Below are 25474 nucleotides of genomic sequence, written 5' to 3'. Positions count from 1 at the left end.
TAGACTCCTTCGCTGTGGAGAACGCGAGGGACACCTTCTGGGGGCCGGACTTCCAGCAGCTCAGTACCGTCGACCCGGAGATCGCCGAGGTGGTGCTGGGGGAACTGGACCGGCTGCGCGGCGGACTGCAACTGATCGCCAGCGAGAACCTCACCTCGCCCGCGGTGCTGGCCGCGCTGGGCTCCACGCTCACCAACAAGTACGCCGAGGGCTACCCGGGCCGGCGCTACTACGGCGGCTGCGCCGAGGTGGACCGGGCCGAGGAACTGGCCGTGTCCCGGGCGAAGGACCTGTTCGACGCCGAGCACGCGAACGTCCAGCCGCACTCCGGGGCGAGCGCCAACCTGGCCGCGTACGCCGCCCTGATCCAGCCAGGGGACACGGTGCTGGCCATGGACCTGCCGCACGGCGGGCACCTGACGCACGGCAGCCGGGTGAACTTCTCCGGCAAGTGGTTCCACCCGGTCGGCTACACCGTCCGGCCGGACACCGGGATGATCGACTACGACGAGGTACGCGACCTGGCCCGGGCACACCGGCCGAAGATGATCATCTGCGGTGCGACGGCGTACCCGCGCCTGATCGACTTCGGCCGCTTCCGGGAGATCGCCGACGAGGTCGACGCGTACCTGATGGTGGACGCCGCGCACTTCATCGGCCTGGTCGCCGGCGGGGCGATCCCGTCCCCGGTGCCGTACGCCGACGTGGTCACCGCGACCACCCACAAGGTGCTGCGCGGCCCGCGCGGCGGCATGATCCTCTGCCGCGAGCCGCTCGCGGCCCGGATCGACAAGGCGGTCTTCCCGTTCACCCAGGGCGGCCCGCTGATGCACGCCGTCGCCGCCAAGGCGGTGGCGCTGCGCGAGGCCGCGCAGCCCGAGTTCCGCACGTACGCCGCCCAGGTCGTCGCCAACTCCCGCGCGCTCGCCGACGGGCTGGCCGCGGAGGGGCTGCCGCCGGTCTCCGGCGGCACGGACACCCACCTGGCGCTGCTGGACCTGCGGGAGACCGGCGTGACCGGCGCCGAGGCCGAGGCCCGCTGCGAGGCCGCCGGCATCACGCTCAACAAGAACGCGATCCCGTACGACCCGCAGCCGCCGTCGGTGGCCTCCGGCATCCGGGTGGGGACGCCGAGCGTCACCACCCAGGGCATGCGCGAGGGGGAGATGCGCCGGATCGCGGGGCTGATCGCGCGCGCGGTACGCACCGATCCGGAGGCCCTCGGTGGCGCCGACGCGCTGACCGAGGTGGCCCGCGAGGTCGCCGAACTGGTCGCCGCCTTCCCGGCGTACCCCCGATGACCGCGCCACGGGCGGGCGAGCCCGGCGCGATCCGGGCCCGGCTGACCCACCTGCGGCTGCCGCTACTGGCGTGCGCGGCGCTCGCCGTGGTGGGGGTGCCGGTGGCGGCGCTGCTGCGCGGGCCGACCGGGGCGGCGGGGTTCGCGGCCGGCGTGGCGCTGGTGATCGTCAGCTACCTGATCTCCAGCCTCTCGGTGGCCTGGGCGGACGCCATCCACCCTCGGATGATCATGTCGGTGGGACTGGTCACCTACGCCACCAAGATCGTGATCCTGGGCGTGGTGATGGCCGCCGTGGCGGCCACCGGATGGCCCGGCCTGCCGGACATGGGCGTGGCGATCATCGCGGCGGTCGTGGTGTGGACCGGAGCGCACCTGACCTGGGCGATGAGGTCCCCGCTGCCCACCTTCCAGCGCCGTGACGACATCGAGTGACTTCGCCGAATTCTGTCCGGTACGGCGGGTCCCCTCACGGGCGCGACAGGAGTAACGTGGCGCCAGGTTGACGCGCCCGCAGTACGGCCCGCACGCTGCCCGCAGTGTGGGGGGTGCCGCACATCCCCGCGCGCCCCTGCTGATATTGTTCGCCACGTCATGGCCGATGACCCCCACTCCCGCAAGTCCGACGAGCACTCGTCGGAGGGTGCGGCAGGCGCCGTCGTGGGTTACCTTCTCGCCGGCATTCTGATGTGGGGTGGCCTCGGCTGGTTGGCAGAGCGGTTCTTCGGTCTGCCAGCCGGCATCGGGGTCGCCGTCGGCATGATGCTCGGCGCGGCCGGGGCGATCTACCTGATCATGAAGAGGCTCAGTGCCTGAGTTCCGGCACACGCGGGTCTGTTGAGTGCGGAGGATGACACGGTGAGCGGACAGCTGGTCGTCGCCCAGGACCTTCCCTGGCCCCCCAGCGTCGGGGATTTCTACCCGCCGGACGTGGCCGGCCCCTGGGTCACCAAGTTCAGCATCATGATCTGGATCGCCGTCGCGTTGCTGATCATCTTCTTCGTGGCCGCGTACCGGAAGCCGAAGCTGGTGCCGGGCAAGGGCCAGTGGGCGGCGGAGGCGGTCTACGGGCTGGTCCGGGACAACATCGCCCGGGAGCAGATGGGCAACGCGGGCATCCGCTTCGCGCCCTACCTCACCGTGCTGTTCAGCTTCATCCTGCTGACCAACATCTTCAGCATCGTCCCCGGCCTGCAGATCTCGCCGAACTCGCACATCGCGTTCCCGATCGTGCTCGCCGCCATCTCGTACGTCATGTACAACTACGTCGGCGTTCGCAAGCACGGCCTCGGCAAGTACCTCAAGCAGAGCCTCATCCTGCCCGGCGTGCCGTGGCCGATGCACTTCCTGCTGATTCCGATCGAGTTCCTGCAGAACTTCGTCGTCCGGCCGGTCACCCTGGCACTGCGGCTCTTCGCCAACATGTTCGCCGGCCACCTGCTCCTGCTGGTCTTCACCGTCGGCGGCTTCGTGATGCTCGGGTCGAGCAGCGTCTTCGTCCAGGCGACCTCGGTCTTCTCGTTCGCGATGGCGATCGTGATGGCCTTCTTCGAGGCGCTGGTGGCGGTGCTGCAGGCATACGTCTTCGTCACGCTGAGCGCCAACTACATCGGCACGTCGCTGGCCGACGAGCACTGAGATCCGGCTCGGCGGGCACCCGGCCCGGCCAAGCATCTGGTACCGACCGCGTACACGTGAGCCCTCACGTGTGAACTAGGAGGAATACCCGCAATGAACGTTCTTGCCGAGATCGGTGGCAACGTCAACACCATCGGCTACGGCCTCGCCGCCATCGGCCCCGGTATCGGTGTGGCCCTGGTCTTCGCGGCCTACATCCAGTCGAGCGCTCGCCAGCCCGAGTCGGCCGGCTACAACCGCACCTGGCTGGTGCTGGGCTTCGCCCTGGTCGAGGCGCTGGCGCTGTTCGGCCTGGTGCTCGCCTTCGCCGTTAGCTGACGCGAGCTCCCCCGACCCGGAGGTCTGACATGTATCTCGCCGCCGAAGGCGCGCACAATCCGATCCTGCCGATCTGGCAGGAGATGGTCGTCGGAACGATCTCCTTCGCCCTGCTCGTCTTCGTCCTGCTGAAGTTCGTCATGCCCCGCATGGAGGCGATGTACCAGGCGCGGGTCGACGCGATCGAGGGCGGCATCAAGCGCGCCGAGGCGGCCCAGGCCGAGGCGAACCAGCTCCTCGAGCAGTACCGGGCCCAGCTCGCGGAGGCGCGTACCGACGCCGCCAAGATCCGCGACGACGCGCGGGCCGACGCCGACGGCATCCGGCAGGACATCCTCGCCAAGGCGCGTGAGGAGTCCGACCGGATCATCGCCGCCGGCAAGGAGCAGCTCTCCGCGGAGCGGGCCACCATCGTGCGCGAGCTGCGCACCGAGGTGGGCACCATCGCTGTGGACCTGGCCAGCAAGATCGTCGGTGAGTCGCTCGCCGACGAGGCGCGTCGCAAGGGCACCGTCGACCGGTTCCTGAGCGGTCTCGAGAGCACGGGGGCCCGCTGATGCAGGCCGCCAGCCGGGAGTCGTACCGGGCCGGGGCCGAGCGCCTCGACGCGTACGTCCGCGGCGCGGAGCCGTCGGCGGTGACTGCCACCGCCGACGACATCCTCTCCGTCGCCGACCTGCTGCGGCGCGAGCCGCGGCTGCGCCGGGCGCTCTCCGACCCGGCCCGGGCCGGGTCCGACCGCTCCGGTCTGCTCGGTGACATGCTGCGCGGCCGGATCGGCGCGGAAGCGTTCGACCTGCTCGCGTCGCTGGTGTCCGGCCGCTGGTCGAACTCGTCCGAGCTGCTCGACGGCGTCGAGCGCCTCGGCGTGGAGGCGCTGCTGGCCAGCGCCGACCTCTCCGGCGACCTGGGCGAGGTCGAGGACGAGCTGTTCCGCTTCGGGCAGGTCGTCTCCGGCTCCGCCGAGCTGTCCAACACGCTCTCCGACCCGATGGCCTCGGTGGAGCGGCGGGCCGAACTGGCCCGGCAGCTACTCGCCGGCAAGGCCCAGCCGGTCACCGTCCGCCTCGTGGAGGCCGCGCTCGCCGGCTTCGGGGGACGCTCCTTCACCGGTGCGCTCACCCGGCTGGTCGAGCTGGCCGCCGACCGGCGGGACCGTCAGGTCGCGTACGTGACCGTGGCGTCCCCGCTGACCGAGGAGGAGGAGCGACGCCTCGGTGCCCGCCTCTCGGAGATGTACGGTCGGGAGGTCTCCGTCAAGCAGACGGTCGACCCCGACGTGCTCGGGGGGGCACGCGTACGGGTCGGCTCCGACCTGTACGACGGCACCGTCCTGCGCCGCCTCAACGAGACCCGCAACGCGCTCGCGAAGCGCTGACCAGCGTCTTTTGCAGCCCTGATTCGACGCCATCGGACCGGTCGGTACTAGGTATCCCGGGCCCCTGAACTTTAAGGAAGCAGAGGATGGCCGAGCTGACCATCTCGACGGAGGAGATCCGCGGCGCCCTGGAGCGCTACGTCTCCTCCTACACGGCCGACGTCTCCCGCGAGGAGGTCGGCACCGTCGCCGACGCCGGTGACGGCATCGCACACGTCGAGGGGCTGCCCTCGACCATGACCAACGAGCTCCTGGAGTTCGAGGACGGCACGCTCGGTGTGGCGCTGAACCTCGACGTCCGGGAGATCGGTGTCGTCGTCCTCGGTGACTTCGGCGGGATCGAAGAGGGTCAGCGCGTCAAGCGCACCGGCCGGGTGCTCTCGGTGCCGATCGGTGACGCGTTCCTCGGTCGCGTGGTCAACGCGCTCGGCGAGCCGATCGACGGCCTCGGTGACATCGCCAACGAGGGCTACCGCGAGCTGGAGCTGCAGGCCCCGAACGTGATGTCCCGCAAGTCGGTCGACGAGCCGCTGCAGACCGGCATCAAGGCCATCGACGCGATGACCCCGATCGGCCGCGGCCAGCGCCAGTTGATCATCGGCGACCGGAAGACGGGCAAGACCACCGTCGCCCTGGACACCATCCTCAACCAGCGCGAGAACTGGCGCTCCGGCGACCCGAAGAAGCAGGTCCGCTGCATCTACGTCGCGATCGGCCAGAAGGCCTCCACCATCGCCTCCATCAAGGGGACGCTGGAGGAGGCGGGCGCGATGGAGTACACCACCATCGTCGCCTCCCCGGCCTCCGACCCGGCCGGCTTCAAGTACCTCGCGCCCTACACCGGCTCGTCCATCGGGCAGCACTGGATGTACGGCGGCAAGCACGTCCTGATCGTCTTCGACGACCTGAGCAAGCAGGCCGAGGCGTACCGCGCCGTGTCGCTGCTGCTGCGCCGCCCGCCGGGCCGTGAGGCCTACCCGGGTGACGTCTTCTACCTGCACTCGCGCCTGCTGGAGCGCTGCGCCAAGCTCTCCGACGAGCTGGGTGGCGGCTCGATGACCGGTCTGCCGATCATCGAGACCAAGGCGAACGACATCTCGGCGTTCATCCCGACCAACGTCATCTCCATCACCGACGGCCAGATCTTCCTGGAGACCGACCTGTTCAACCAGGGCGTCCGGCCGGCCATCAACGTCGGCACCTCGGTCTCCCGGGTCGGTGGCGCCGCGCAGGTGAAGCCGATGAAGAAGGTCGCCGGCTCGCTGCGGCTCAACCTGGCCCAGTACCGCGAGCTGGAGGCGTTCGCCGCCTTCGCCTCCGACCTGGACCGGGCCTCCCGGGCCCAGCTGGACCGCGGTTCCCGGCTGGTCGAGCTGCTCAAGCAGCCGAACTACTCGCCGTACCCGGTGCAGGAGCAGGTCGTCTCCGTCTGGGCCGGCACCGAGGGCAAGCTGGACGACGTCCCGGTCGGTGAGGTCCGCCGCTTCGAGTCGGAGTTCCTGCAGTACCTCCGGCACAAGCACGAGGGCGTCCTGGCCTCGATCGCGGACCACAAGTGGGGCGACGACATCATCTCCTCGCTCGACTCGGCGATCACCGAGTTCAAGCAGCTCTTCCTGGGCAAGGAGGACGAGGTCCGGATCAACGAGGCGCCGGCGAAGCCGCTGGAGGGTGAGCAGTCCCGCGAGACGGTGACCCGCCTGCGCGACGGCGCCGACCGCCCGGCCGAGAGCTGATCCGATGGCCGCCCAGGTACGCGTTCTCCGGCAGCGGATCCGTTCCGCCAAGGGGATGAAGAAGATCACCAAGGCGATGGAGCTCGTCGCGACGAGCCGCATCGCCAAGGCCCAGGCCAAGGTGGCGGCCTCGCTGCCGTACGCCGAGGCGATCACCGGCGTGCTGACGGCGCTGGCCTCGAACGCGCGGATCGACCACCCGTTGCTCACCTCGCGCGAGCGGGTGCGGCGGGCGGGCGTCCTGCTGGTCACGGCCGACCGGGGTCTGGCCGGTGGATACAGCTCGAACGCGATCCGGACCGCCGAGTCGCTCATCGCCCGGCTGCGCGCCGACGGCAAGGAGCCGGTGCTCTACGTCATCGGCCGCAAGGGCGTGGCGTACTACCGGTTCCGCAGCCGGGAGATCGCCGGAAGCTGGACCGGCTTCTCGGAGCAGCCGACGTTCGCCGACGCCCGCGAGGTCGGTGACACGCTGATCAAGGCGTTCACCGCCGGCGCGGACGACACGGACGGGGACGCCGGCGCCGACGGGATCCTCGGCGTGGACGAACTGCACATCGTCTACACCGAGTTCAAGTCCCTGATGACGCAGAACCCGGTGACCCGGATCATCGGCCCGATGCAGGTCGAGGACCGGCCGCGGTCCGAGGGCGCGCTGCCGGCGTACGAGTTCGAGCCGGAGCCGGAGTCGCTGCTCGACGCTCTGCTGCCGAAGTACATCAACACGCGGATCTTCGCGGCGTTGCTGGAGTCGGCGGCCAGCGAGTCGGCCGCCCGCCGGCGGGCGATGAAGAGCGCCACGGACAACGCCGAAGAGATGATCGAGAAGTACACGCGCGAGATGAACTCGGCCCGTCAGGCCGGGATCACCCAGGAGATCAGTGAGATCGTCGGCGGCGCGAACGCGCTGGCCGCATCGGGAAGTGAAGTGTGATGACTGTATCCGCAGTTGAGACCAAGACGGCCACGGGTCGCGTGGTCCGGGTCATCGGCCCGGTCGTCGACGCCGAGTTCCCGCGCGACGCCATGCCGGGGCTGTTCAACGCTCTGCACGTCGACGTGACGCTCTCCGGTGGCGAGAAGACGCTGACCCTGGAGGTCGCCCAGCACCTGGGCGACAACCTGATCCGCGCCATCTCGATGCAGCCGACCGACGGCCTGGTCCGCGGCACCGACGTGCGCGACACCGGGGCGCCGATCAGCGTGCCGGTGGGCGACGCGGTCAAGGGCCACGTGTTCAACGCGATCGGCGAGTGCCTCAACCTCACCGAGGGTGAGACCATCGAGGCCGACGACCGGTGGGGCATCCACCGCAAGGCCCCGGCCTTCGCCGACCTGGAGCCGAAGACCGAGATGCTGGAGACCGGCATCAAGGTCATCGACCTGCTCGCCCCGTACGTCAAGGGCGGCAAGATCGGCCTGTTCGGCGGTGCCGGCGTGGGCAAGACGGTGCTCATCCAGGAGATGATCACCCGGGTGGCCCGGAACTTCGGTGGTACCTCGGTCTTCGCCGGCGTGGGTGAGCGCACCCGCGAGGGCAACGACCTCATCGCCGAGATGACCGAGTCGGGCGTCATCGACAAGACCGCCCTGGTGTACGGCCAGATGGACGAGCCGCCGGGCACCCGGCTGCGGGTCGCGCTGTCCGCGCTCACCATGGCGGAGTACTTCCGTGACGTGAAGAAGCAGGAGGTGCTGCTCTTCATCGACAACATCTTCCGCTTCACCCAGGCCGGTTCCGAGGTCTCCACGCTGCTCGGCCGCATGCCGAGCGCGGTGGGTTACCAGCCGACCCTGGCCGACGAGATGGGCCAGCTCCAGGAGCGGATCACCTCCGTCCGGGGCCAGGCCATCACCTCGATGCAGGCGATCTACGTGCCCGCCGACGACTACACCGACCCGGCGCCGGCCACCACGTTCGCCCACCTCGACGCGACCACCAACCTGGAGCGGTCGATCTCCGACAAGGGCATCTACCCGGCCGTGGACCCGCTGGCGTCCTCGTCCCGGATCCTCGCCCCGGAGTTCGTCGGCGAGGAGCACTTCGCCGTCGCGACCGAGGTGAAGCGGATCCTGCAGCGCTACAAGGACCTGCAGGACATCATCGCCATCCTCGGTATCGAGGAGCTCTCCGAGGAGGACAAGCTCACCGTCGGCCGCGCCCGCCGGATCGAGCGGTTCCTCTCGCAGAACACGTACGCGGCGGAGCAGTTCACCGGCGTCCCCGGCTCGACGGTCCCGATCTCCGAGACCATCGACGCCTTCCGCCGGATCAGCGAGGGGGAGTTCGACCACTTCCCGGAGCAGGCGTTCTTCATGTGCGGCGGCCTGGAGGACCTCAAGGCCAAGGCCAAGGAGCTGATGGGCGAGGAGGGCTGAGAGCCCGCTCACATCCCACGAGGGCCGTCCCGGCGAAAGCCGGGGGGGCCCTCGCCTGTTCGGGGCGCCGCTCTATCAGATGCCCGGTTCTCCGGCAAGCGGTTCACCGGATCACGCGCTACCGTTTCTGACACGACTTCACATCCCGGCCGTTGCTCTCTGCAACGAAACGGATCCCCGTGCCCGTCTTCCTACCCGAGGGCGCGACGATTGGAGATGCTCGTGGGCGGTAAGGGCGGCACGGATCGCGGCAAGCGGTCCATGTGGCGCGGCGTGCCCCGGTGGGCCCGCGTCTGCACCATCCTCGGCATCGTCATGGTGGTGCTCAGCGGCTCCGTGCTGGTCGGCTCACGTGCCCTTGTCGCCCGCTACGAGGGATCGGTGGGCAAGGCGGACCTCTTCGGTGACCAGGCCGCCGGCGCCAACGAGAAGAAGAGCGACATCAAGGGCCCGCTCAACGTCCTGCTGGTCGGCGTGGACCCGCGGACGTCGACCGCCCGGCCGCTGGCCGACTCGATCATGGTGCTGCACGTGCCCGCCACCATGGACCGCGGATATCTCTTCTCCCTCCCGCGCGACCTGCGCGTGGACATCCCGGCCTTCCCCAAGGCCGAGTACGCGGGCGCCAACGACCGGCTCAACGCGGCCATGTCGCACGGCAGCAACGTGCCCGGGCAGAACCCCAGCACCGCGCAGGGCTTCGAGCTGCTCGCCAACACCGTGCAGGAGGTCACCGGCATCAAGCGCTTCGACGCCGGCGCGATCATCAACTTCAGCGGGTTCAAGAAGATCGTCGACGCCATGGGCGGTGTCGACATGTACATCGAGCGGGAGGTGCGCTCCGAGCACCTCCAGCCGGACGGCACACCCCGCGAGCTGCGGCCCGGCGGCGGGGGTTACCTCGGGCCGCAGGCGGTGTACGAGAAGGGCAGCGCCCACCTCAAGGGCTGGCAGGCGCTGGACTACGTCCGGCAGCGCTACCCCAAGAACGGCGTGCCGGACGGCGACTACGGCCGGCAGCGGCACCAGCAGCAGTTCGTCAAGGCGATGGCGAGCCAGGCGTTCAGCGCCGACGTGGTGACCAACCCGGTCAAGCTGGACCGGGTGCTGCGTGCGGCCGGCAAGTCGCTGGTGTTCAACGGGCGCGGCAACAGTGTGGTGGACTTCGGGCTGGCGCTGAAGGACATCCGCCCCGACGCGATCGAGACGATCAAACTGCCGGCCGGGTCGGTCGGCACCGGCAGCAACTACCGGGGCGAGCAGCTGCTCGAACCGGCGGAGGACTTCTTCACCGCGCTGCGTACCGAACAGCTCGACGCCTTCCTGCTGGAGCACCCCGACTTCATTCAGAAGACCAAGTAGCCTGAGCGGGTGCGGGGCCGAGGTGGTAGGGCTCTCACCACCCGCGTTGGGTGGGCTGCGGGGGCGCGACTAGACTTTCGGCAATCCGCCGCCGCAGCAAGGAGACAGCGTGGCAAAGCAGCTTCACGTCGAGCTCGTAGCCGTCGAGGAGAAGGTCTGGACCGGCGAGGCCGAGATGGTCGTCGCTCGGACGACCGAGGGTGAGCTCGGTGTGCTGCCAGGGCACGCACCCCTGCTCGGCCAGCTCGCCGAGCCCAGCCAGGTACGCATCAAGCAGGCCGGTGGCCAGCAGATCGCGTACGACGTGGCCGGCGGCTTCCTGTCGGTGACCGGTGAGGGCGTCACAGTCCTGGCCGAGAGCGCAACCCCCGCCACCCCGGCCCGCTGAGCCGATCCGCCGATGGAGATCGTCGAAGGGATCGGAATCGGCGTCGCGGTAGTCGTCGTCGCGCTTCTGGTCCTCTTCATCCGGCGGGCCCTGTTCACCCGTACCGGTGGCATCATCCGGCTGAGCGTCCGGGTCAACACGATCCTCGACGGTCGTGGCTGGTCACCCGGGTTCGGTCGCTTCGTGGGCGACGAGCTCCGCTGGTATCGCATGTTCAGCTTCGCGCTGCGCCCCAAGCGGGTGCTCTCGCGCAAGGGGCTGGCGGTCGAGCGCCGCCGGCTGCCCGAGGGGCAGGAGTGCATGTCGATGCCCGCCGAGTGGGTGATCCTGCGCTGTACCTGCCACCACGCCCCGATCGAGATCGCCATGGCGCGATCCACGGTCACCGGATTCCTGTCCTGGCTCGAGGCCGCCCCACCTGGGGCGGCCTCGCCGCGTCTGGCCTCCCAGGACTGGCCCGCCGCCTGACTCCCGCTCCCCGTCACGGGTCGCGACGAATGCCCTAGCTGCCGCCGATCGTGGACTTCTGGAACCCAGGATGCCCGCTTCGCGCCCTTCGCGAGGCACCACAACTTCAAGATCGCCGAGACGTCCCTCGCGGCACCCGCGATCTTGCACTTCGGGACCCCGCAAACCGCGCAGACAGGGCACGCGGAGGACTCAAGCTGCAAGATCGCGGGTGACCCGAAGCGCTCGCTCCCGCTCCGGGCCAGCCCTGCCCTGGGTGGGTTGATCATGAGGTTGGCGGCGTTTGTTGTCCGGTTTGTCGCCGCTAGCTTCATGATCGACGCGGGCGGGCGGGCTGCCGTGGGGGTGCGAGGGCGCTTCGAGGTGCGCGAGCCGGCATCGCGAGCCCGTGTGGGCGGTGTGTCCGGTTCGGGGGTGGTGGGCGGCACTCTGGTGGCGGAATCGTGGGCGGGTGGGTGGCGTTGTAACCGGGTGAACGACCGAGCACCACGACGACGTGACGGCCCGCGCTGCTCCCCGGTGGTGTGTAGCCCTCCTCGGGAATGATGCCGGGTGGTGGGTCGTTGGACATGTCTCCGGCGCCGCGACGTGGCATCCCCTTGCCCCGCGAGCGGCCGGTTCCCCCCGAAGACCTTTTGAGCGCCTGACGGTGCTCGCACCCGCGCCGATCCCCCGTCGGTGTGGGCGTCGATCCCCCGAATGGAGCCCTCATCATGAACACGATTCTGCGGAAGAGCGTTCTGGGTATTGCTGGTCTGGCTTTCACCGGTGGCGTGTTCGCCGGTCCGGTGGCCGCTCACGCGGCCGACACCACCGCCCACGCCGCGAAGCCGGTGAGCGTGAGCGTGCAGGGCGACAAGCTGATCCCGCACGGTGTGCAGGGCGAGCAGTCGCGCATCGACCTGAACGACGAGCAGACCGCGAATGTGAAGGCGATCATCGCGGCGACGAAGAAGGCCGGCATGGACGAGCGTGCCGCGGTCGTGTCGATCGCCACGGCGTTGCAGGAGTCGAAGCTGGAGAACCTGGGCCACCTCGGCGACCGTAACGACCATGACTCGCAGGGCCTGTTCCAGCAGCGGCCGTCCAGTGGTTGGGGCACGGTGGAGCAGATCACCGACCCCGAGTACTCGACCACGGCGTTCCTGAAGGGTCTCAAGCAGGTCGACGGCTGGCGGGACATGCCGCTGACCAAGGCCGCCCAGACCGTCCAGGTGTCGGCCTACCCGGACCACTACGCCCAGTGGGAGCAGCAGGCCGCCGACCTCGTCGCCCAGCACTGGACCAAGTAAGACCAACAAGCAAGACACAGCGTGAAGGCCGGCACCCCGAACCAACGGGGTGCCGGCCTTCTCACGTCTTCGCGACCAGCTCGACCTCGTACCCCTGCCCGTCGGTGAGGTAGGCGGCGTAGCTGTCCGGGCCGCCCGCGTGCGGGTGCCGGTCCGGGAACAACAGCGTCCAGCCGTACCCGGAGGCGGCATTGACCAGCCGCTCGACGGCGGCCGGTGGGCCGGCGTGGAAGGCCAGGTGGTTCAGGCCGGGCGCGCGCCTGTCGTGGGCGCGGCCGGTGAGCGCGGGTGACTCCTCCAGCACGATGTACGTCGCGCCGAGCCGCCAGGACCGGCCGGCGGGCCAGTCCTGGTAGAGCGTCCAGCCCAGCTCGCCGAGAAGCCAGCCCCAGGAACGACTGGCCGCCGCCAGATCGGGTACCCAGACCTCCACGTGATGGAGGCCGCCGATGGTCAGCGCTTCCCGCCCGGCACCCATAGCACGTCGCCGTCCGGATTTGCCGTTCTCGTCAGGATAAAGAGCAAATCGGAGAGTCGGTTGAGATACTTTGCCGGGAGGGGACTGGTCCGATCGGGGTCGTGTGCGACCAGTGCCCATGCCGCACGCTCGGCGCGCCGGGCGGTCGTCCGTGCCACGTGCAGCAGTGCCGCACCAGCGGTGCCGCCGGGGAGGATGAAGGAGTCGAGCTTGCTCAGGCGCGCGTTGTACTCGTCGCACCAGCCCTCAAGGCGCTCGACGTACTCCTCGGTCACCCGCAGCGGCGGGTACTTCGGGTCCGGCTCCACCGGCGTCGCCAGGTCCGCGCCGACGTCGAACATGTCGTTCTGCACGGACTGCAGCACGGCCCGCAGCTCGTCGGAGAGCTGCCCCAGGGCGAGCGCGACGCCGATCGAGGCGTTGCACTCGTCCACGTCCGCGTACGCGGCGATGCGCGGATCGGTCTTCGGCACCTGCTCGTTGTTGCTCAGCCTGGTCATGCCGGCGTCGCCGGCCTTGGTGTAGATGCGCGTGAGGTGGACGGCCATGACGCACAGCCTACGGATACCGGACCTGACGATCCCGGCCCGGCCGAGCCCGAGCCCGGTGGGGCCGGGGGACGCGGGAGATTCGGCGCTCAACGACGTCGACGTCATCCGGGTACGCGGTGACGCCCGGCTCGCCGGTGCCGTGCACGTGGTGGGTGCGAAGAACTCCGCGCTGAAGCTGATGGCCGCCGCGTTGCTCGCGCCCGGCCGCAGCCTGATCACCAACGTGCCCCGGATCACCGACATCGCGATCATGGGCGAGGTGCTGCGGCGGCTCGGCTGCGGCGTACGTTTCGGCCCGGACGACCCGGTCGACCCGATGGTGGCCCACGGCGGTGTGGAGCGGTCCCGCTCGGTGCTCATCGACGTGCCGGAACGGCCGGGCGCGGAGGCCGACTACGACCTGGTGCGGCGGCTGCGCGCGTCGATCTGCGTGCTCGGTCCGCTGCTGGCCCGCCGGGGGTACGTCCGGGTCGCCCACCCGGGCGGCGACGCCATCGGCTCGCGCGGCCTGGACATGCACATCGCCGGGCTGGCCCGGATGGGCGCGGAGATCTCCGGTGAGCACGGCTTCGTCATCGCCGAGGCGCCGGACGGGCTGCACGGCGCCGACATCGTGCTGGACTTCCCGAGCGTGGGCGCGACCGAGAACCTGGTCATGGCGGCGGTGCTGGCCCGGGGCGCCACGACGATCGACAACGCGGCCCGGGAGCCGGAGATCGTCGACATCTGCACCATGCTGAACCGGATGGGCGCCCGGATCTCCGGCGCCGGCACGTCGACGCTGCACATCGTCGGCGTACCCGAGTTGCGCCCGGTCCGGCACGCCACGGTGGGGGACCGGATCGTGGCCGGCACCTGGGCGTTCGCCGCCGCGATGACCCGCGGCGACGTGACGGTGACCGGCCTGGACCCGGCGTACCTGGAGGTCGCGCTGGACAAGCTGGTCGCGGCCGGCGGCCTGGTCGAGACGCGAGGCGACGCCTTCCGGGTACGGATGGACGACCGCCCCCGGGCGGTCGACGTGGTCACGTTGCCCTACCCGGGTTTCGCCACCGATCTGCTGCCGATGGCGATCGGGCTGGCGGCGGTCAGCGAGGGCGGCTCGCTGATCACCGAGAACATCTTCGATGGCCGGTTCATGTTCGCCAACGAGATGATGCGGCTGGGCGCGGAGATCCGTACCGACGGTCACCACGCCCTGGTGTGCGGCCGGGAGCGGCTGTCCGGCGCCCCGGTACGCGCCACCGACATCCGGGCCGGCGCCGGCCTGATCATCGCCGGGCTCTGCGCCGACGGGCTCACCGAGGTCTCGCACGTGCACCACGTCGACCGGGGCTACCCGGACTTCGTGGCCGACCTGCGCGCGCTCGGCGTCGAGGTGGAACGCGGCACCGCGCCGGAGGAGCCGGACCTGGCCATCTGACGGCCGACGCTTATCCCTCGTTAAGTAGGGTTCTGGCAGACGTTGCAGAACACGGCGAGGGAGAAGCAGATGGCGGGTCGACTCGCGGTCGTCGGTGCCGGGCTGATGGGCTCGGGCATCGCCCAGGTGGCGGCGCAGGCGGGCTGGCAGGTGACGCTGCGCGACATCGACGACGCGGCCACGAAGCGCGGCGTGGACGGCATCCGGAAGTCGCTGACGAAGTTCGCCGAGAAGGGCAAGATCGAGGCGTCCGACGTCGAGGCGACGCTGGGCCGGATCACCCCGACCACCGACCTGGAGGCCGCCGCCGACGCGGACATCGTGGTCGAGGCGGTCTTCGAGAAGATCGAGATCAAGCACGAGGTGTTCCGCGCGCTGGACAAGATCTGCAAGGCGGACGCGGTGCTCGCCACCAACACCTCCGCCATCCCGGTGACCCAGATCGCCACCGCGACCGAGCGTCCGGAGTCGGTCGTCGGCACGCACTTCTTCTCGCCGGTGCCGATGATGAAGCTCTGTGAGCTGGTGCGCGGCTACAAGACCAGCGACGCGACGATGGACGCCGCCAAGTCGTTCGCCGAGGAGATCGGCAAGACCGTGGTGGTGGTCAACCGGGACATCGCCGGTTTCGTCACCACCCGGCTGATCTGCGCGCTGGCGATGGAGGCGGTCAAGCTCGTCGAGGCCGGCGTGATCTCCGCAGAGGACCTGGACACCGCCTGCAAGCTGGGCTTCGGCCACGCCATGGGCCCGCTCGCCACCGTCGACCTGACCGGCGTGGACGTGCTGCTCAACGCCACCCGCAACATCTACACGGACACCGCCGACGAGAAGTTCTTCCCGCCGGAGCTGCTCCAGCGCATGGCCACCGCCGGTGACCTGGGCCGCAAGACCGGCCAGGGCTTCTACTCGTACTGATCGGCCCGTCCCGCCCCCGGCCCGCGCGGCCGGGGGCGGTTCACGTCCGGGCCTGGTTCACGTCCGGGGCGGGCTGAGCGCGGCGCCGATCAGCGCGAACGCGTCCGGGATGACGGTGCCCCAGTAGCCGAAGTTGTGCCGCCCGTCGGCCCAGGCGGCGCGTACCGGCTCCTCGGGCAGCGCCCGGGCCAGGGCGCGGACATCGGAGAGGAAGTTGTCCTGCCGCCCGCACCACAGCCCGACCGGGGTGCCGCGCAGCTTCTCCACGCCGGTGAAGACCGCGTCGCCGGGGCTCACCGCGGGGGAGAAGGCCGCCGCCATCCGCAGCCACTTCGGGTACGTCTCGGCCAGCAGCAACGCGCCGAAGCCCCCCATCGACCAGCCCCACACGGCCAGCCGGCTGCTGTCGAACCCGCGCCGGGCGCACCAGGTGGGTACCTCCTCGCGCACCATCCGCTGCGGGTCGTCGTTACCGGCGGCCCGCCAGGACAGCCGCCCGCCGGTGGCGCCGGCGAGCGCGAACGGCGGGGCGCCCCGGCGTACCACGTCGGTGAGGAAGCGGGCCAGCCCGAACCGGCCGTAGTCGCGCGGGGTGGCCGACGCGCCGTGCAGCACCAGGCAGACGGGCAGGCCGCGGCCGTCGCCGTACCCGTCGGGCACCGCCGTCCAGAAGTCCACCTCGCGCCCGCGCGCGGCGGACGCGATGCGGATCAGCCGCTCGTCGCCGGGCGGCGCGTCCGGCAGGGCCGGGGCCGGTCCCGGGCGGGGGCCGGCCAGTTGCCGGGCGGCCAGGCCGCCGACCAGGCCGACCCCGGCGAGCCCGGCGGCGGCGGTGAGCACCGCTCGCCGGGTCAGCGTGTGTGCCATGCCGGCGAGTGTGCCACTCAGCCGTCGCGCTTGGTGGTCCAGCGGAACGTGGTCAGGCAGAGCACCAGGCCGATGACGCACCAGGCGCCCAGCACCAGCGCGACCGTGCCCAGCTCGAACGACCCGCCGGGCTCCCGGGCGCCGAAGCTGTCCGGCAGGAAGACCGAGCGCAGCCCCTGGCACATCCACTTGAGCGGGAAGATCGCCGCTACCTGCTGCATCCAGGTGGGCAGGCTGGTGAAGACGAAGAACACGCCGGAGATGAACTGGAGCACGAGCGCGACCGGGGTGACCACCGCCGAGCCGCTGCGGGCGGTGCGGGCCAGGGACGAGATGGCGATGCCGCACAGCGTGCAGGCGGTGACGCCGAGCACGGAGACCCAGCCGAACGTCAGCCACTTGGCGGTGGTCTGCGGCAGGTCCAGGTCGAACATCGCCACCGAGACGGCGAGCAGCAGCACGGTCTCGGCGATGCCGATGGCCACCACCATGATCACCTTGCCGGCGAACCAGACCCACTTCGGCATCGGCGTGCCCCGGTAGCGCTTGAGCACGCCCCGGTCCCGCTCGATCGGGATCCAGATGCCGAGGTTCTGGAAGCTGACGGTCATCAGGCCGGTCGCGATCATGCCGGTGATGAAGTACTGCGTGTAGCTGACCCCGGGCGCGATCTCGTCACTGAAGATCGCCGCGAAGATCAGGATCATGATGATCGGGAAGCCCATCGTGAACACGACGGACTCCCGGCTGCGCAGGAACTGGGTGATCTCCAGCCGCCCCTGGCGCAGCGCCAGCGCGCCCGCGCCGGGCCGCCGGCCGGAGGCGGCGGCGACCGGGGCGGCGGGCTTCGTCGTGGTGCTCATGAGTGTCCGATCATCCGCAGGTAGACGTCTTCCAGGGTCGGCCGGGTCACGGTGAGGCCGGGCACCTCGCCGCCGAAGCGCGCGGCCAGGTCGGCCACCAGCGCCGTCGGCGTCGCGGTCTCCGCCGAGGCCGGCGTCCCGTCCGGGGTACGCCAGGAGACGGTCGCCAGCGACTCCTGCCGGTTGCCCAGCGCGTTCGGCGGCGCGACCTCGATCACCCGGCCGGCGGCGATCACGCCGACCCGGTCGGCGAGCGTCTCGGCCTCGTCCAGGTAGTGGGTGGTGAGCACGATCGTGGTGCCGGCGGCGGACAGGTCGCGGATCAGCTCCCAGAACTCGCGCCGGGCCTCCGGGTCGAAGCCGGTGGTCGGCTCGTCGAGAAAGAGCAGCTCGGGGCGGCCGATGATGCCCAGCGCCACGTCCAGGCGGCGCTTCTGCCCGCCGGAGAGCGTGTGCGTGCGCGCCCTGGCCTTGGCGCCCAGCCCGACCCGCTCGACCACCTTGTCCGGGTCGTCGGCGCCCGGGTAGAAGCCGGAGAAGTGCCGGACCACCTCGATGACGCTGAGCTCGTCGAACTCGCCGGTGCCCTGGAGCACGATGCCGACCCGGGAGCGCCATCCGGCGTCGGGGTGGGCCGGGTCGGCGCCGAGGACGCGCACCTCGCCGGCGTCGCGCTGCCGGTAGCCCTCCAGGATCTCGACGGTGGTGGTCTTGCCGGCGCCGTTGGGACCGAGCAGGGCGAACACCTCGCCCCGGTGGACGTCCAGGTCCACCCCGGCGACGGCGACGTTGCCGCCGTACGCCTTGCGCAGCCCTCGCACGGAAATCGCGAGCTCGTTCTCCATGCCGTCAAGTGTGCGTCGTGCGGTCGCCCGTTCCACTGCCGGGTCAGCTATATACGCGAGGTATACACCCGGTGTAGTCTCTGGTCATGACGGTTCCCCTGACCCTGCTCGGGCTGCTCGAACGCGAACCGAGCCACGGCTACGACCTCAAGCGCGACTACGACACCTTCTTCGGGCGCGGCAAGCCGCTGCCGTACGGGCAGGTCTACTCGACGCTGAGCCGGCTGGCCCGCGACGGCAAGGTGGTGGTCGGCGACGTGGCTCCCGGCGCCGGGCCGGACCGCAAGCGCTACGTCATCACCGACGTGGGTGCCACCGAGGTGGAGCACTGGCTGACCGAGCCGGTCGAGCCGGAACCACACCTGCAGACGCTGTTGTTCACCAAGGTCGTGCTCGCGCTGATGCTCGACCGCCCGGCCGAGGAGTACCTGGACACCCAGCGCGCCGCCCACCTGCGCCGGATGCGCGAACTCACCGAGATCAAACGCAACGGCGAACTCGTCGACGTGATGCTCGCCGACCACGGCCTCTACCACCTGGAGGCCGACCTGCGCTGGATCGAGACGACAGGCGCCCGGCTGGACGCCCTGAGAAAGGCGGTACGCCCATGAGCGCGATGATCGAGGCACGGGACGTCACGTACGCGTTCGGCGAGACACCCGCCCTGCGCGGCGCGAGCCTCGCCGTGGCGGCCGGTGAGGTCGTCGCCGTGATGGGACCGAGCGGCTCCGGCAAGTCGACGTTGCTGCACTGCATGGCCGGGATCCTGCGCCCCGACTCCGGTGAGGTCCGGTTCGACGGGACGCGGATCGACACGCTCGGCGAGGCCGACCGCAGCGCGCTGCGCCGCGACAGCTTCGGCTTCGTCTTCCAGTTCGGCCAGCTCGTGCCGGAACTCACCGCGGCGGAGAACGTGGCGTTGCCGCTGCTGCTGCGCGGTGTCCGCCGCACTCCGGCGCTGCGCGCCGCGCGGGGCTGGTTCGAGCGGCTCGGCCTGGCCGGCCTGGAACACCGCCGCTCGGGCGAGCTGTCCGGCGGGCAGGCCCAGCGGGTCGCGCTGGCCCGCGGCCTGGTCGCCGAGCCCCGGGTGCTGTTCGCCGACGAGCCCACCGGCGCGCTCGACTCGCTCACCGGCGAGGAGGTGATGACGCTGCTGGTGGACGCCGCCCGCGAAAAGGGCACCACAGTCGTCCTGGTGACGCACGAGGCGCGCATCGCCGCGTACGCCGACCGGGAGGTCATGGTGCGGGACGGCCGGGTCAACGCCCCCGCCGGGGTCGCCTCGTGATCGGGCTCGCGCTCCGGCTCGCCGTCGCCGGTGGCCGGGAGGCGCTGCTCCGGCTGGTCGCCATCGCCGCCGCCGTCGCGGTCGGCACCGGGCTGCTGCTCACCACGCTCGCCGGTGTGCACGCCACCGACGCCCAGCTCACCCGCTACGCGTCGATGTACCCGCAGGGGACGGCGGACGGGTCGGCGGATCCGCTGCTCTGGTCGACCCGGAGCGACTTCTTCCGGGGCGACCAGATCGTGCGGATCGACGTCGCCGCCACCGGGCCGGACGCGCCCACGCCTGTCGGCGTGCCCCGCGTGCCCGGACCCGGCGAGTACTACGCCTCTCCGGCGCTGCGCAAGCTGATGGCGACCGCCCCGGCCGACCAGCTCGCCGACCGCTACCCGGGCCGGGACCTCGGCGTCGTCGGCCCGGCGGCGCTGACCTCGCCGGACACCCTGCTCGTCCTCGTCGGCGGCACCCAGGAGCAGGTGGGGAGCCTGGACCAGGTCCGGAAGGTCACCAGCGTCGACGACAACGGCGCTGCCCTGCCGAGGGCGGCGGTCGACCTCATCCTCGGCGTGGTGGCCGGCGGGCTGCTGTTCCCCGTACTCGTCTTCATCGGCACGGCGACCCGGCTCGGCGCCGCCCGCCGGGAGCAGCGGTTCGCGGCCATGCGGCTGGTCGGGGCGACGCCCCGGCAGATCTCGGCGGTAGCGGCCGTCGAGGCCGCGCTCGCGGCGGCGGCCGGTGCGGCGGCCGGCTTCGCGGTGTTCTTCGCGTTCCGCGGGCAGCTCGCCGGCATCCCGTTCACCGGCATGCCGTTCTTCCCCGAAGACATGGCCATCGGGGCGCCGGAGGCCCTCCTGGTGGCCCTCGGCGTGCCGGCGGGTGCGGCGGCCGCGGCCTGGGTCGCGCTGCGCCGGGTCCGGATCTCCCCGCTCGGTGTCAGCCGCCGGGTCACGCCCCGGCCGCCCCGGGTGTACCGGCTGATCCCGCTCGCGCTCGGCCTGGTCGGGCTGGGCTTCGCCCTGGTGTACCGACCCCCCACGTCGGACGGCCAGGCCGCGCTGTTCCTGCCCGCCCTGCTGCTGGTCATGGTCGGTCTGATCACCGGCGGCCCGTGGCTGACCATGGTCGGCGCCCGGGCGATGGCCGCCCGGGCCAGCCGGCCGGCCGCGCTGATCGCCGCGCGCCGGCTCGCCGACAACCCGGCCGCCGGGTTCCGGGCGGTGAGCGGCGTGATGCTCGCGCTGTTCGTCACGACCGTGGCTGTGGGCGTGATGGGGACGATCGCGCACGAGCGCGGTCCGGCGCCCCGGGGTTCGCTGGAGGCCGGTCGGCTGTCCCTTTCGTTGGCGGGTGACTCGCCGGTGCCCGGCACGCTGCTGGCCGATCTCGCGGCGATTCCCGGCGTCCGCAACCCGGTGCTCGTCCGGGAGAACCCGGTACGCGGGAACGGCCGCGACTCCGGGGTGATCGCCTGCGCGGCCATCCCGCCCGCCTACGGGCGGTGCGCAGCCGGGGCGAGCGTGGCCGAGGTGCCGCCGGGCCTGATCCCCTGGCGGGAGTCCGCCTCGGCCGACCGGGTCTGGCCGTCGTCCCCCGTGGACCCGGCTGCCCTCGCGGGACTCCCGGCTGATTCGGTGGCGGTCGACGCGGCGGACCCGGTGGCGGTGGAGCGGGTCCGGACGGTCCTCGAAGCCGCGTTCCCGACCTTCTTCGTGGCCCCGAACGTGCCGGGCGACTTCGAGGCCGACTTCGCCGACACCATGCGGGGCTGGCAGCGGCTGGCCGACCTCGTCGTGGTGGCCGGTCTCGCGCTCGCCGGGTGCAGTCTGGCCGTGGCGGTGGCGGCCGGTCTCAGTGAACGGAGGCGGCCGTTCAGCCTGCTGCGGCTCAGTGGTGCCCCGGTGCGGCTGTTGCGCCGCGTGGTGACGCTGGAGAGCGTGGTGCCGCTGCTGACCGTCGCCGTGGTCGCGGTCGGGATGGGACTGGCCGCCGCGCACCTGTTCCTGCGCGCGCAGATGGGCTACGACCTGCGCCTACCGGGGATCGGGTTCGCGGCGGTCATGGCCCTCGGCGTACTGGGCTGCCTCGCGGTGATCGCCGCGACCCTGCCGCTGCTGGAACGGATCACCGGTCCGGAGACCGCCCGCAGCGAGTGACCCGTACGGTGGGCCGGCCGCGCGCCGGCCCACCGGCGCGGGCACCGGGTTGTGTGGTTTTCCACACTCTCTTTTACTGAACGGTAACTTAAACTCCGGCCATGGACGACGCGATGCCGGGACGGCTGCCCGAGCGGGACCGCCCGTGGGTGATGCGCACGTACGCCGGGCACTCCTCCGCCGCGGCCACCAACGCGCTCTTCCGCCGCAACCTGGCGAAGGGCCAGACCGGCCTGTCGGTCGCCTTCGACCTGCCCACCCAGACCGGGTACGACCCGGACCACGAGCTGGCCTCCGGCGAGGTGGGCCGGGTCGGTGTGCCGGTGGCGCACCTGGGCGACGTGCGGGCGCTGTTCGAGGGCATCCCGCTGGCCGAGATGAACACCTCGATGACCATCAACGCCCCGGCGATGTGGCTGCTCGGCCTCTACGGCACCGTCGCCGCCGAGCAGGGCGCGGAGCTGAGCCGCTGCGCCGGCACCACGCAGAACGACATCATCAAGGAGTACCTGTCCCGGGGGACGTACATCTTCCCGCCGGCCGCCTCGCTGCGGCTGACCGCCGACGTGATCGCGTACACGCTGCGCGAGATGCCCCGGTGGAACCCGGTCAACATCTGCTCGTACCACCTCCAGGAGGCCGGCGCGACGCCGGTGCAGGAGGTCGGCTTCGCGCTGGCCACCGCCGTCGCCGTGCTGGACACCGTGCGCGACTCCGGCCAGGTGCCGCCCGAGCGGATGGGCGACGTGGTCCAGCGGATCTCGTTCTTCGTCAACGCCGGGGTGCGCTTCGTCGAGGAGATCGCCAAGATGCGCGCGTTCGGTGCGCTCTGGGACGAGATCACCCGCGACCGTTACGGCGTGACGGAGGAGAAGCAGCGTCGGTTCCGCTACGGAGTCCAGGTCAACTCGCTGGGCCTGACCGAGGCGCAGCCGGAGAACAACATCCAGCGCATCGTGCTGGAGATGCTCGGCGTCACGTTGTCCCGCGACGCGCGCGCCCGCGCCGTGCAGCTACCCGCGTGGAACGAGGCGCTGGGCCTGCCCCGCCCGTGGGACCAGCAGTGGTCGCTGCGCATGCAGCAGGTGCTGGCGTACGAGTCGGACCTGCTGGAGTACCCGGACCTGTTCGCCGGCTCGCACGTGATGACCGCGCTGGTCGACGACATCGTCTCCGGCGCCCGGGTCGAGCTGGAGAAGGTGCTGGAGATGGGCGGCGTGGTCGCCGCCGTCGAGACCGGCTACCTCAAGAGCGCGCTGGTGGGATCGCTCGCCGAGCGGCGCCGCCGGATGGAGTCCGGCTCGGACGTGGTGGTCGGCGTCAACCGGTACACCGAGACCGAGCCGTCGCCGCTGACCGCCGCCGGCGCCGAGGCGATCGAGCAGGTGGACCCGGCCGTCGAGGAGGCGGCCACCGACGGCGTACGCCGGTGGCGGGCCGACCGGGACGCGGCGGCGGTCGAGGCGGCGCTGGACCGGCTGCGCGCCGACGCCGCGACCACGGCGAACCTGATGCCGGCGACGCTCGACTGCGTGCGGGCCGGCGTCACCACCGGCGAGTGGGCGGGCGCGCTGCGCCAGGTGTACGGCGAGTACCGCGCACCGACCGGCCTGGCCGGGGCGGTCGGGGCAGCCGGTGACGCGACCCTCGCCGGGGTGCGGGAGCGGGTCGCCGCGACCGCCCGGGAGCTGGGCAGCGGCCGGCTGCGGCTGCTGGTCGGCAAGCCGGGCCTGGACGGGCACTCCAACGGCGCGGAGCAGATCGCGGTGCGCGCCCGCGACGCCGGCTTCGAGGTGGTCTACCAGGGCATCCGCCTGACCGCCGGGCAGATCGTGGCGGCGGCGGTGGAGGAGGACGTCGACCTGGTCGGGCTCTCCGTGCTCTCCGGCTCGCACCTGGCCGCCGTGCCGGCGGTGCTGGACGGGCTGCGCGCGGCTGGGCGGGGCGACCTGCCGGTGGTGGTGGGCGGGATCATCCCGGCCGCCGACGCCGAGACGCTGCGGGCCGCCGGGGTGGCCCGGGTGTTCACGCCGAAGGACTTCGCGCTCACCGGCATCATCGACGAGCTGGTCACGGTGATCCGCGAGGCCAACGCGCTGGCGTGAGGGGAAGGGCCCCTTTCAGCGGCTCTCGTAGGTCATGCAGTCGGCCATGTCCATGTCGGGGCCGACCGTGATGGCCGGGGCGTGACACTCCAGGTCGGAGTTGTGCCGGCAGTCGTCGCGTGAGCACGCGCCGACCTGGGCGACCAACTGGTCGATGCCGCCGCGCACCGGCATCTCCACGAACGTGTGGCAGTGGGCGTGGTCGCTGCTGCCGATCGTGATGGCGAACGCGTGGCAGTCGTTCGTGTGGTTGTAGGCGCATGAGCGAACGGCGCACTCCTGCACCCGGGGCATCTCCAATGACGCGGTCATCTTCCCGTACCTCCTTGGGTGTCTTGCCCCGATTTTAGAGGTTTCGGGAGCCGGTGCGGGTCAGACGCGGAAGCCGGCCGCGCGGGCCGCCGCGCGCTCCCGACGCCGACTCCGGCGACGGCGGAACAGCCAGGGTACGAAGATCACCAGGGCGGCCAGGAACACCAGCACCAGCACCGGCAGCAGCAGCGCCACCACCGACATGACCACGCTGGTCGCGTCCTCGGCGGTGCTGGCCACCGGCGCGCCCACGCCGGCGGTGGTCGCGTTGATGACCGGCCGGGCCGCGGCTTTGAGCAGGTGCACGCCGAGCGCGATGACCACGCCGGCCACCACCGGCACCCACTGGTGGGACGAGAAGAACGTGTCCGGGTCGCTCACGGTGACCGTCTCCGAGCCGGCGCCCGCGCCGAACGCCAGGCCACCGGCGGTCGGCCGGACCACCGTCTGCACCACGTCGTTGACGTGGTCGACCACCGGAACCTTGTCGGCCACCACCTCGACCACGAGCAGGACCGCGAGGATCAGCACCACCCAGCCGTTGCCGAGCCACTGCCAACCGCTCGGCAACTCGACCAGGTCGGTGTAGCGGGACAGCAGCCCCATCAGCAACAGCGGGATGTAGGCGTTCAGGCCCGCCGAGGCGGCCAGACCGGAACCGGTGAGGACTTCGAGCACGATCTCAATATGACACTGCCGTGCCAGTGGCGCTCGTCGGCGCCCGCCGGGGCCTCCGCTACCCTCGGCGGGTGCGGTTGGTCATTGCGAAGTGCTCGGTGGACTATGTCGGACGGCTCTCGGCCCACCTGCCCCCGGCGACCCGGTTGCTCATGGTGAAGGCGGACGGGTCGGTGTCGATCCACGCCGACGACCGGGCCTACAAGCCGTTGAACTGGATGAGCCCGCCGTGCCGGCTGGAGGAGGCGCCGGGCGTCTGGCGGGTGGTGAACAAGGCCGGCGAGGAGCTGCGTATCACCCTGGAGGAGATCTTCCAGGACACCTCGTACGAGCTGGGCGTGGATCCGGGCCTGCGCAAGGACGGCGTCGAGGCGCACCTGCAGGAGCTGCTGGCCGCGAACCCGGCGACGCTGGGGGAGGGCTTCACGCTGGTCCGGCGCGAGTACATGACCGCGATCGGGCCGGTCGACCTGCTCTGCCGGGACGCGACCGGCGGCGCGGTGGCGGTCGAGGTGAAGCGGCGCGGCGAAATCGACGGCGTGGAGCAGCTCACCCGCTACCTGGAGCTGATGAACCGCGACCCGCTGCTCGCGCCGGTCGCCGGCGTGTTCGCCGCCCAGGAGATCAAGCCGCAGGCGCGGGTGCTCGCCACCGACCGGGGCATCCGCTGCGTGGTGGTCGACTACGACAAGCTGCGCGGCATCGAGCGTGACGAGCTGACGCTGTTCTGAGGCGCG

Annotated in this window: 28 protein-coding genes; 21 read left to right on the top strand and 7 right to left on the bottom strand. The window is 71.2% G+C overall.

Annotated elements, in window-relative coordinates; all coding sequences use genetic code 11:
- The first annotated feature begins 14 nt into the window (after nucleotides 1-14).
- The 14 genes from glyA (at nucleotide 15) to ACFYON_RS19620 (ending at nucleotide 12259) form a co-directional block, all read left to right on the top strand.
- Entirely contained in the window at nucleotides 15-1301 is a 1287-nt protein-coding gene (gene glyA / locus ACFYON_RS19685) for a serine hydroxymethyltransferase (RefSeq protein WP_354871318.1), read from the top strand.
- Entirely contained in the window at nucleotides 1298-1735 is a 438-nt protein-coding gene (locus tag ACFYON_RS19680) for a hypothetical protein (RefSeq protein WP_354871316.1), read from the top strand. Before glyA ends, ACFYON_RS19680 begins: the two co-directional genes overlap by 4 nt.
- Nucleotides 1736-1894: 159 nt before the next feature.
- Nucleotides 1895-2116: a hypothetical protein gene (locus ACFYON_RS19675; protein ID WP_354871313.1), complete on the top strand. Its 222-nt coding sequence runs from the start codon at nucleotides 1895-1897 to the stop codon at nucleotides 2114-2116.
- A 42-nt stretch (nucleotides 2117-2158) separates the two neighbouring features.
- Nucleotides 2159-2938, top strand: coding sequence for a F0F1 ATP synthase subunit A (atpB, locus tag ACFYON_RS19670; protein ID WP_043328655.1), 780 nt, complete (start codon nucleotides 2159-2161; stop codon nucleotides 2936-2938).
- A gap of 93 nt (nucleotides 2939-3031) precedes the next feature.
- The gene (gene atpE, locus ACFYON_RS19665) at nucleotides 3032-3256 is read left to right on the top strand and encodes an ATP synthase F0 subunit C (RefSeq protein ID WP_018789141.1); all 225 of its coding nucleotides are present in this window, start codon (nucleotides 3032-3034) and stop codon (nucleotides 3254-3256) included.
- A 29-nt stretch (nucleotides 3257-3285) separates the two neighbouring features.
- Nucleotides 3286-3813: a F0F1 ATP synthase subunit B gene (locus ACFYON_RS19660; protein ID WP_354871309.1), complete on the top strand. Its 528-nt coding sequence runs from the start codon at nucleotides 3286-3288 to the stop codon at nucleotides 3811-3813.
- A complete protein-coding gene (locus ACFYON_RS19655; protein WP_354871306.1) occupies nucleotides 3813-4634 on the top strand; it encodes a F0F1 ATP synthase subunit delta in 822 nt (273 codons plus the stop codon). The genes ACFYON_RS19660 and ACFYON_RS19655 overlap by 1 nt, the downstream gene beginning before the upstream one ends.
- 86 nt (nucleotides 4635-4720) lie before the next feature.
- A complete protein-coding gene (atpA, locus tag ACFYON_RS19650) occupies nucleotides 4721-6370 on the top strand; it encodes a F0F1 ATP synthase subunit alpha (protein ID WP_354871304.1) in 1650 nt (549 codons plus the stop codon).
- Nucleotides 6371-6374: 4 nt separating this feature from the next.
- A complete protein-coding gene (locus ACFYON_RS19645) occupies nucleotides 6375-7304 on the top strand; it encodes a F0F1 ATP synthase subunit gamma (RefSeq protein ID WP_354871302.1) in 930 nt (309 codons plus the stop codon).
- A complete protein-coding gene (gene atpD, locus ACFYON_RS19640; RefSeq protein WP_354871300.1) occupies nucleotides 7304-8749 on the top strand; it encodes a F0F1 ATP synthase subunit beta in 1446 nt (481 codons plus the stop codon). Before ACFYON_RS19645 ends, atpD begins: the two co-directional genes overlap by 1 nt.
- 216 nt (nucleotides 8750-8965) lie before the next feature.
- Entirely contained in the window at nucleotides 8966-10111 is a 1146-nt protein-coding gene (locus ACFYON_RS19635; protein WP_354871697.1) for an LCP family protein, read from the top strand.
- A 109-nt stretch (nucleotides 10112-10220) separates the two neighbouring features.
- Nucleotides 10221-10499, top strand: coding sequence for a F0F1 ATP synthase subunit epsilon (locus ACFYON_RS19630; protein WP_354871298.1), 279 nt, complete (start codon nucleotides 10221-10223; stop codon nucleotides 10497-10499).
- A 12-nt stretch (nucleotides 10500-10511) separates the two neighbouring features.
- Complete coding sequence (locus tag ACFYON_RS19625) at nucleotides 10512-10967, top strand: DUF2550 domain-containing protein (protein WP_355095242.1); 456 nt, start codon at nucleotides 10512-10514, stop codon at nucleotides 10965-10967.
- Nucleotides 10968-11680: 713 nt separating this feature from the next.
- Entirely contained in the window at nucleotides 11681-12259 is a 579-nt protein-coding gene (locus ACFYON_RS19620) for a hypothetical protein (RefSeq protein WP_357708294.1), read from the top strand.
- A 61-nt stretch (nucleotides 12260-12320) separates the two neighbouring features.
- Here ACFYON_RS19620 and ACFYON_RS19615 read toward each other — a convergent pair whose 3' ends face one another.
- Both ACFYON_RS19615 and ACFYON_RS19610 read right to left on the bottom strand, forming a co-directional pair.
- On the bottom strand, nucleotides 12321-12737 hold the full coding sequence (locus ACFYON_RS19615) for a VOC family protein (RefSeq protein ID WP_355096761.1): 417 nt from the start codon (nucleotides 12735-12737) through the stop codon (nucleotides 12321-12323).
- Nucleotides 12713-13285, bottom strand: a complete 573-nt coding sequence (locus ACFYON_RS19610) for a cob(I)yrinic acid a,c-diamide adenosyltransferase (RefSeq protein ID WP_354871239.1) — start codon at nucleotides 13283-13285, stop codon at nucleotides 12713-12715. Before ACFYON_RS19610 ends, ACFYON_RS19615 begins: the two co-directional genes overlap by 25 nt.
- On the opposite strand from ACFYON_RS19610, the gene murA reads away from it, so the two are divergent.
- Both murA and ACFYON_RS19600 read left to right on the top strand, forming a co-directional pair.
- A complete protein-coding gene (gene murA, locus ACFYON_RS19605; protein WP_354871236.1) occupies nucleotides 13284-14711 on the top strand; it encodes a UDP-N-acetylglucosamine 1-carboxyvinyltransferase in 1428 nt (475 codons plus the stop codon). The genes ACFYON_RS19610 and murA overlap by 2 nt on opposite strands.
- Nucleotides 14712-14780: 69 nt before the next feature.
- Nucleotides 14781-15629, top strand: coding sequence for a 3-hydroxyacyl-CoA dehydrogenase family protein (locus tag ACFYON_RS19600; RefSeq protein WP_354871233.1), 849 nt, complete (start codon nucleotides 14781-14783; stop codon nucleotides 15627-15629).
- A gap of 57 nt (nucleotides 15630-15686) precedes the next feature.
- Here the strand turns inward: ACFYON_RS19600 and ACFYON_RS19595 are convergent, their stop codons facing one another.
- From ACFYON_RS19595 to ACFYON_RS19585, 3 genes are read right to left on the bottom strand one after another with little or no spacing between them, the layout of a single operon-like run.
- Nucleotides 15687-16496, bottom strand: coding sequence for an alpha/beta hydrolase (locus ACFYON_RS19595; protein WP_387257315.1), 810 nt, complete (start codon nucleotides 16494-16496; stop codon nucleotides 15687-15689).
- A gap of 17 nt (nucleotides 16497-16513) precedes the next feature.
- Entirely contained in the window at nucleotides 16514-17359 is an 846-nt protein-coding gene (locus ACFYON_RS19590) for an ABC transporter permease (RefSeq protein WP_357708298.1), read from the bottom strand.
- On the bottom strand, nucleotides 17356-18204 hold the full coding sequence (locus tag ACFYON_RS19585; protein ID WP_354871224.1) for an ABC transporter ATP-binding protein: 849 nt from the start codon (nucleotides 18202-18204) through the stop codon (nucleotides 17356-17358). The genes ACFYON_RS19590 and ACFYON_RS19585 overlap by 4 nt, the downstream gene beginning before the upstream one ends.
- Nucleotides 18205-18290: 86 nt before the next feature.
- Here ACFYON_RS19585 and ACFYON_RS19580 point away from each other — a divergent pair, with 86 nt between their 5' ends.
- From ACFYON_RS19580 to ACFYON_RS19565, 4 genes are all read left to right on the top strand, one after another.
- A complete protein-coding gene (locus ACFYON_RS19580; RefSeq protein WP_334462759.1) occupies nucleotides 18291-18815 on the top strand; it encodes a PadR family transcriptional regulator in 525 nt (174 codons plus the stop codon).
- Nucleotides 18812-19492: an ABC transporter ATP-binding protein gene (locus ACFYON_RS19575; protein WP_354871220.1), complete on the top strand. Its 681-nt coding sequence runs from the start codon at nucleotides 18812-18814 to the stop codon at nucleotides 19490-19492. Before ACFYON_RS19580 ends, ACFYON_RS19575 begins: the two co-directional genes overlap by 4 nt.
- Nucleotides 19489-21642 (top strand): FtsX-like permease family protein, encoded by a 2154-nt coding sequence (locus ACFYON_RS19570; RefSeq protein WP_387257313.1) that lies wholly within the window; start codon nucleotides 19489-19491, stop codon nucleotides 21640-21642. The genes ACFYON_RS19575 and ACFYON_RS19570 overlap by 4 nt, the downstream gene beginning before the upstream one ends.
- Before the next feature lie 101 nt (nucleotides 21643-21743).
- Nucleotides 21744-23747, top strand: a complete 2004-nt coding sequence (locus ACFYON_RS19565) for a protein meaA (protein ID WP_354871216.1) — start codon at nucleotides 21744-21746, stop codon at nucleotides 23745-23747.
- 15 nt (nucleotides 23748-23762) lie between these two features.
- On the opposite strand, the gene ACFYON_RS19560 is transcribed toward ACFYON_RS19565, so the two are convergent.
- Nucleotides 23763-24059 (bottom strand): DUF1540 domain-containing protein, encoded by a 297-nt coding sequence (locus ACFYON_RS19560; RefSeq protein WP_354871213.1) that lies wholly within the window; start codon nucleotides 24057-24059, stop codon nucleotides 23763-23765.
- 60 nt (nucleotides 24060-24119) lie between these two features.
- The gene (locus tag ACFYON_RS19555) at nucleotides 24120-24737 is read right to left on the bottom strand and encodes a DUF4126 domain-containing protein (RefSeq protein WP_354871211.1); all 618 of its coding nucleotides are present in this window, start codon (nucleotides 24735-24737) and stop codon (nucleotides 24120-24122) included.
- A gap of 71 nt (nucleotides 24738-24808) precedes the next feature.
- Between ACFYON_RS19555 and nucS the strand changes: the two genes are divergently transcribed.
- The gene (gene nucS, locus ACFYON_RS19550) at nucleotides 24809-25468 is read left to right on the top strand and encodes an endonuclease NucS (protein ID WP_354871209.1); all 660 of its coding nucleotides are present in this window, start codon (nucleotides 24809-24811) and stop codon (nucleotides 25466-25468) included.
- The last annotated feature ends 6 nt before the right edge of the window (nucleotides 25469-25474 follow it).

The sequence above is a fragment of the Micromonospora sp. NPDC005686 genome (assembly GCF_042871665.1).
In the GTDB taxonomy this organism is placed as follows: Bacteria; Actinomycetota; Actinomycetes; order Mycobacteriales; family Micromonosporaceae; genus Micromonospora.
Note: the sequence above shows the minus strand (reverse complement) of the source record. Positions and strands in the feature narration are given on the sequence as shown.

Coding starts and splice junctions, on each gene's coding strand:
- ACFYON_RS19680 (WP_354871316.1), top strand. CDS start 1,298: ATGACCGCGCCACGGGCGGGCGAGCCCGGCGCGATCCGGGCCCGGCTG.
- ACFYON_RS19675 (WP_354871313.1), top strand. CDS start 1,895: ATGGCCGATGACCCCCACTCCCGCAAGTCCGACGAGCACTCGTCGGAG.
- atpE (WP_018789141.1), top strand. CDS start 3,032: ATGAACGTTCTTGCCGAGATCGGTGGCAACGTCAACACCATCGGCTAC.
- ACFYON_RS19660 (WP_354871309.1), top strand. CDS start 3,286: ATGTATCTCGCCGCCGAAGGCGCGCACAATCCGATCCTGCCGATCTGG.
- ACFYON_RS19655 (WP_354871306.1), top strand. CDS start 3,813: ATGCAGGCCGCCAGCCGGGAGTCGTACCGGGCCGGGGCCGAGCGCCTC.
- atpA (WP_354871304.1), top strand. CDS start 4,721: ATGGCCGAGCTGACCATCTCGACGGAGGAGATCCGCGGCGCCCTGGAG.
- ACFYON_RS19645 (WP_354871302.1), top strand. CDS start 6,375: ATGGCCGCCCAGGTACGCGTTCTCCGGCAGCGGATCCGTTCCGCCAAG.
- atpD (WP_354871300.1), top strand. CDS start 7,304: ATGACTGTATCCGCAGTTGAGACCAAGACGGCCACGGGTCGCGTGGTC.
- ACFYON_RS19635 (WP_354871697.1), top strand. CDS start 8,966: ATGCTCGTGGGCGGTAAGGGCGGCACGGATCGCGGCAAGCGGTCCATG.
- ACFYON_RS19625 (WP_355095242.1), top strand. CDS start 10,512: ATGGAGATCGTCGAAGGGATCGGAATCGGCGTCGCGGTAGTCGTCGTC.
- ACFYON_RS19620 (WP_357708294.1), top strand. CDS start 11,681: ATGAACACGATTCTGCGGAAGAGCGTTCTGGGTATTGCTGGTCTGGCT.
- ACFYON_RS19615 (WP_355096761.1), bottom strand. CDS start 12,737: ATGGGTGCCGGGCGGGAAGCGCTGACCATCGGCGGCCTCCATCACGTG.
- murA (WP_354871236.1), top strand. CDS start 13,284: ATGACGCACAGCCTACGGATACCGGACCTGACGATCCCGGCCCGGCCG.
- ACFYON_RS19610 (WP_354871239.1), bottom strand. CDS start 13,285: ATGGCCGTCCACCTCACGCGCATCTACACCAAGGCCGGCGACGCCGGC.
- ACFYON_RS19600 (WP_354871233.1), top strand. CDS start 14,781: ATGGCGGGTCGACTCGCGGTCGTCGGTGCCGGGCTGATGGGCTCGGGC.
- ACFYON_RS19595 (WP_387257315.1), bottom strand. CDS start 16,496: ATGGCACACACGCTGACCCGGCGAGCGGTGCTCACCGCCGCCGCCGGG.
- ACFYON_RS19590 (WP_357708298.1), bottom strand. CDS start 17,359: ATGAGCACCACGACGAAGCCCGCCGCCCCGGTCGCCGCCGCCTCCGGC.
- ACFYON_RS19585 (WP_354871224.1), bottom strand. CDS start 18,204: ATGGAGAACGAGCTCGCGATTTCCGTGCGAGGGCTGCGCAAGGCGTAC.
- ACFYON_RS19580 (WP_334462759.1), top strand. CDS start 18,291: ATGACGGTTCCCCTGACCCTGCTCGGGCTGCTCGAACGCGAACCGAGC.
- ACFYON_RS19575 (WP_354871220.1), top strand. CDS start 18,812: ATGAGCGCGATGATCGAGGCACGGGACGTCACGTACGCGTTCGGCGAG.
- ACFYON_RS19565 (WP_354871216.1), top strand. CDS start 21,744: ATGGACGACGCGATGCCGGGACGGCTGCCCGAGCGGGACCGCCCGTGG.
- ACFYON_RS19560 (WP_354871213.1), bottom strand. CDS start 24,059: ATGACCGCGTCATTGGAGATGCCCCGGGTGCAGGAGTGCGCCGTTCGC.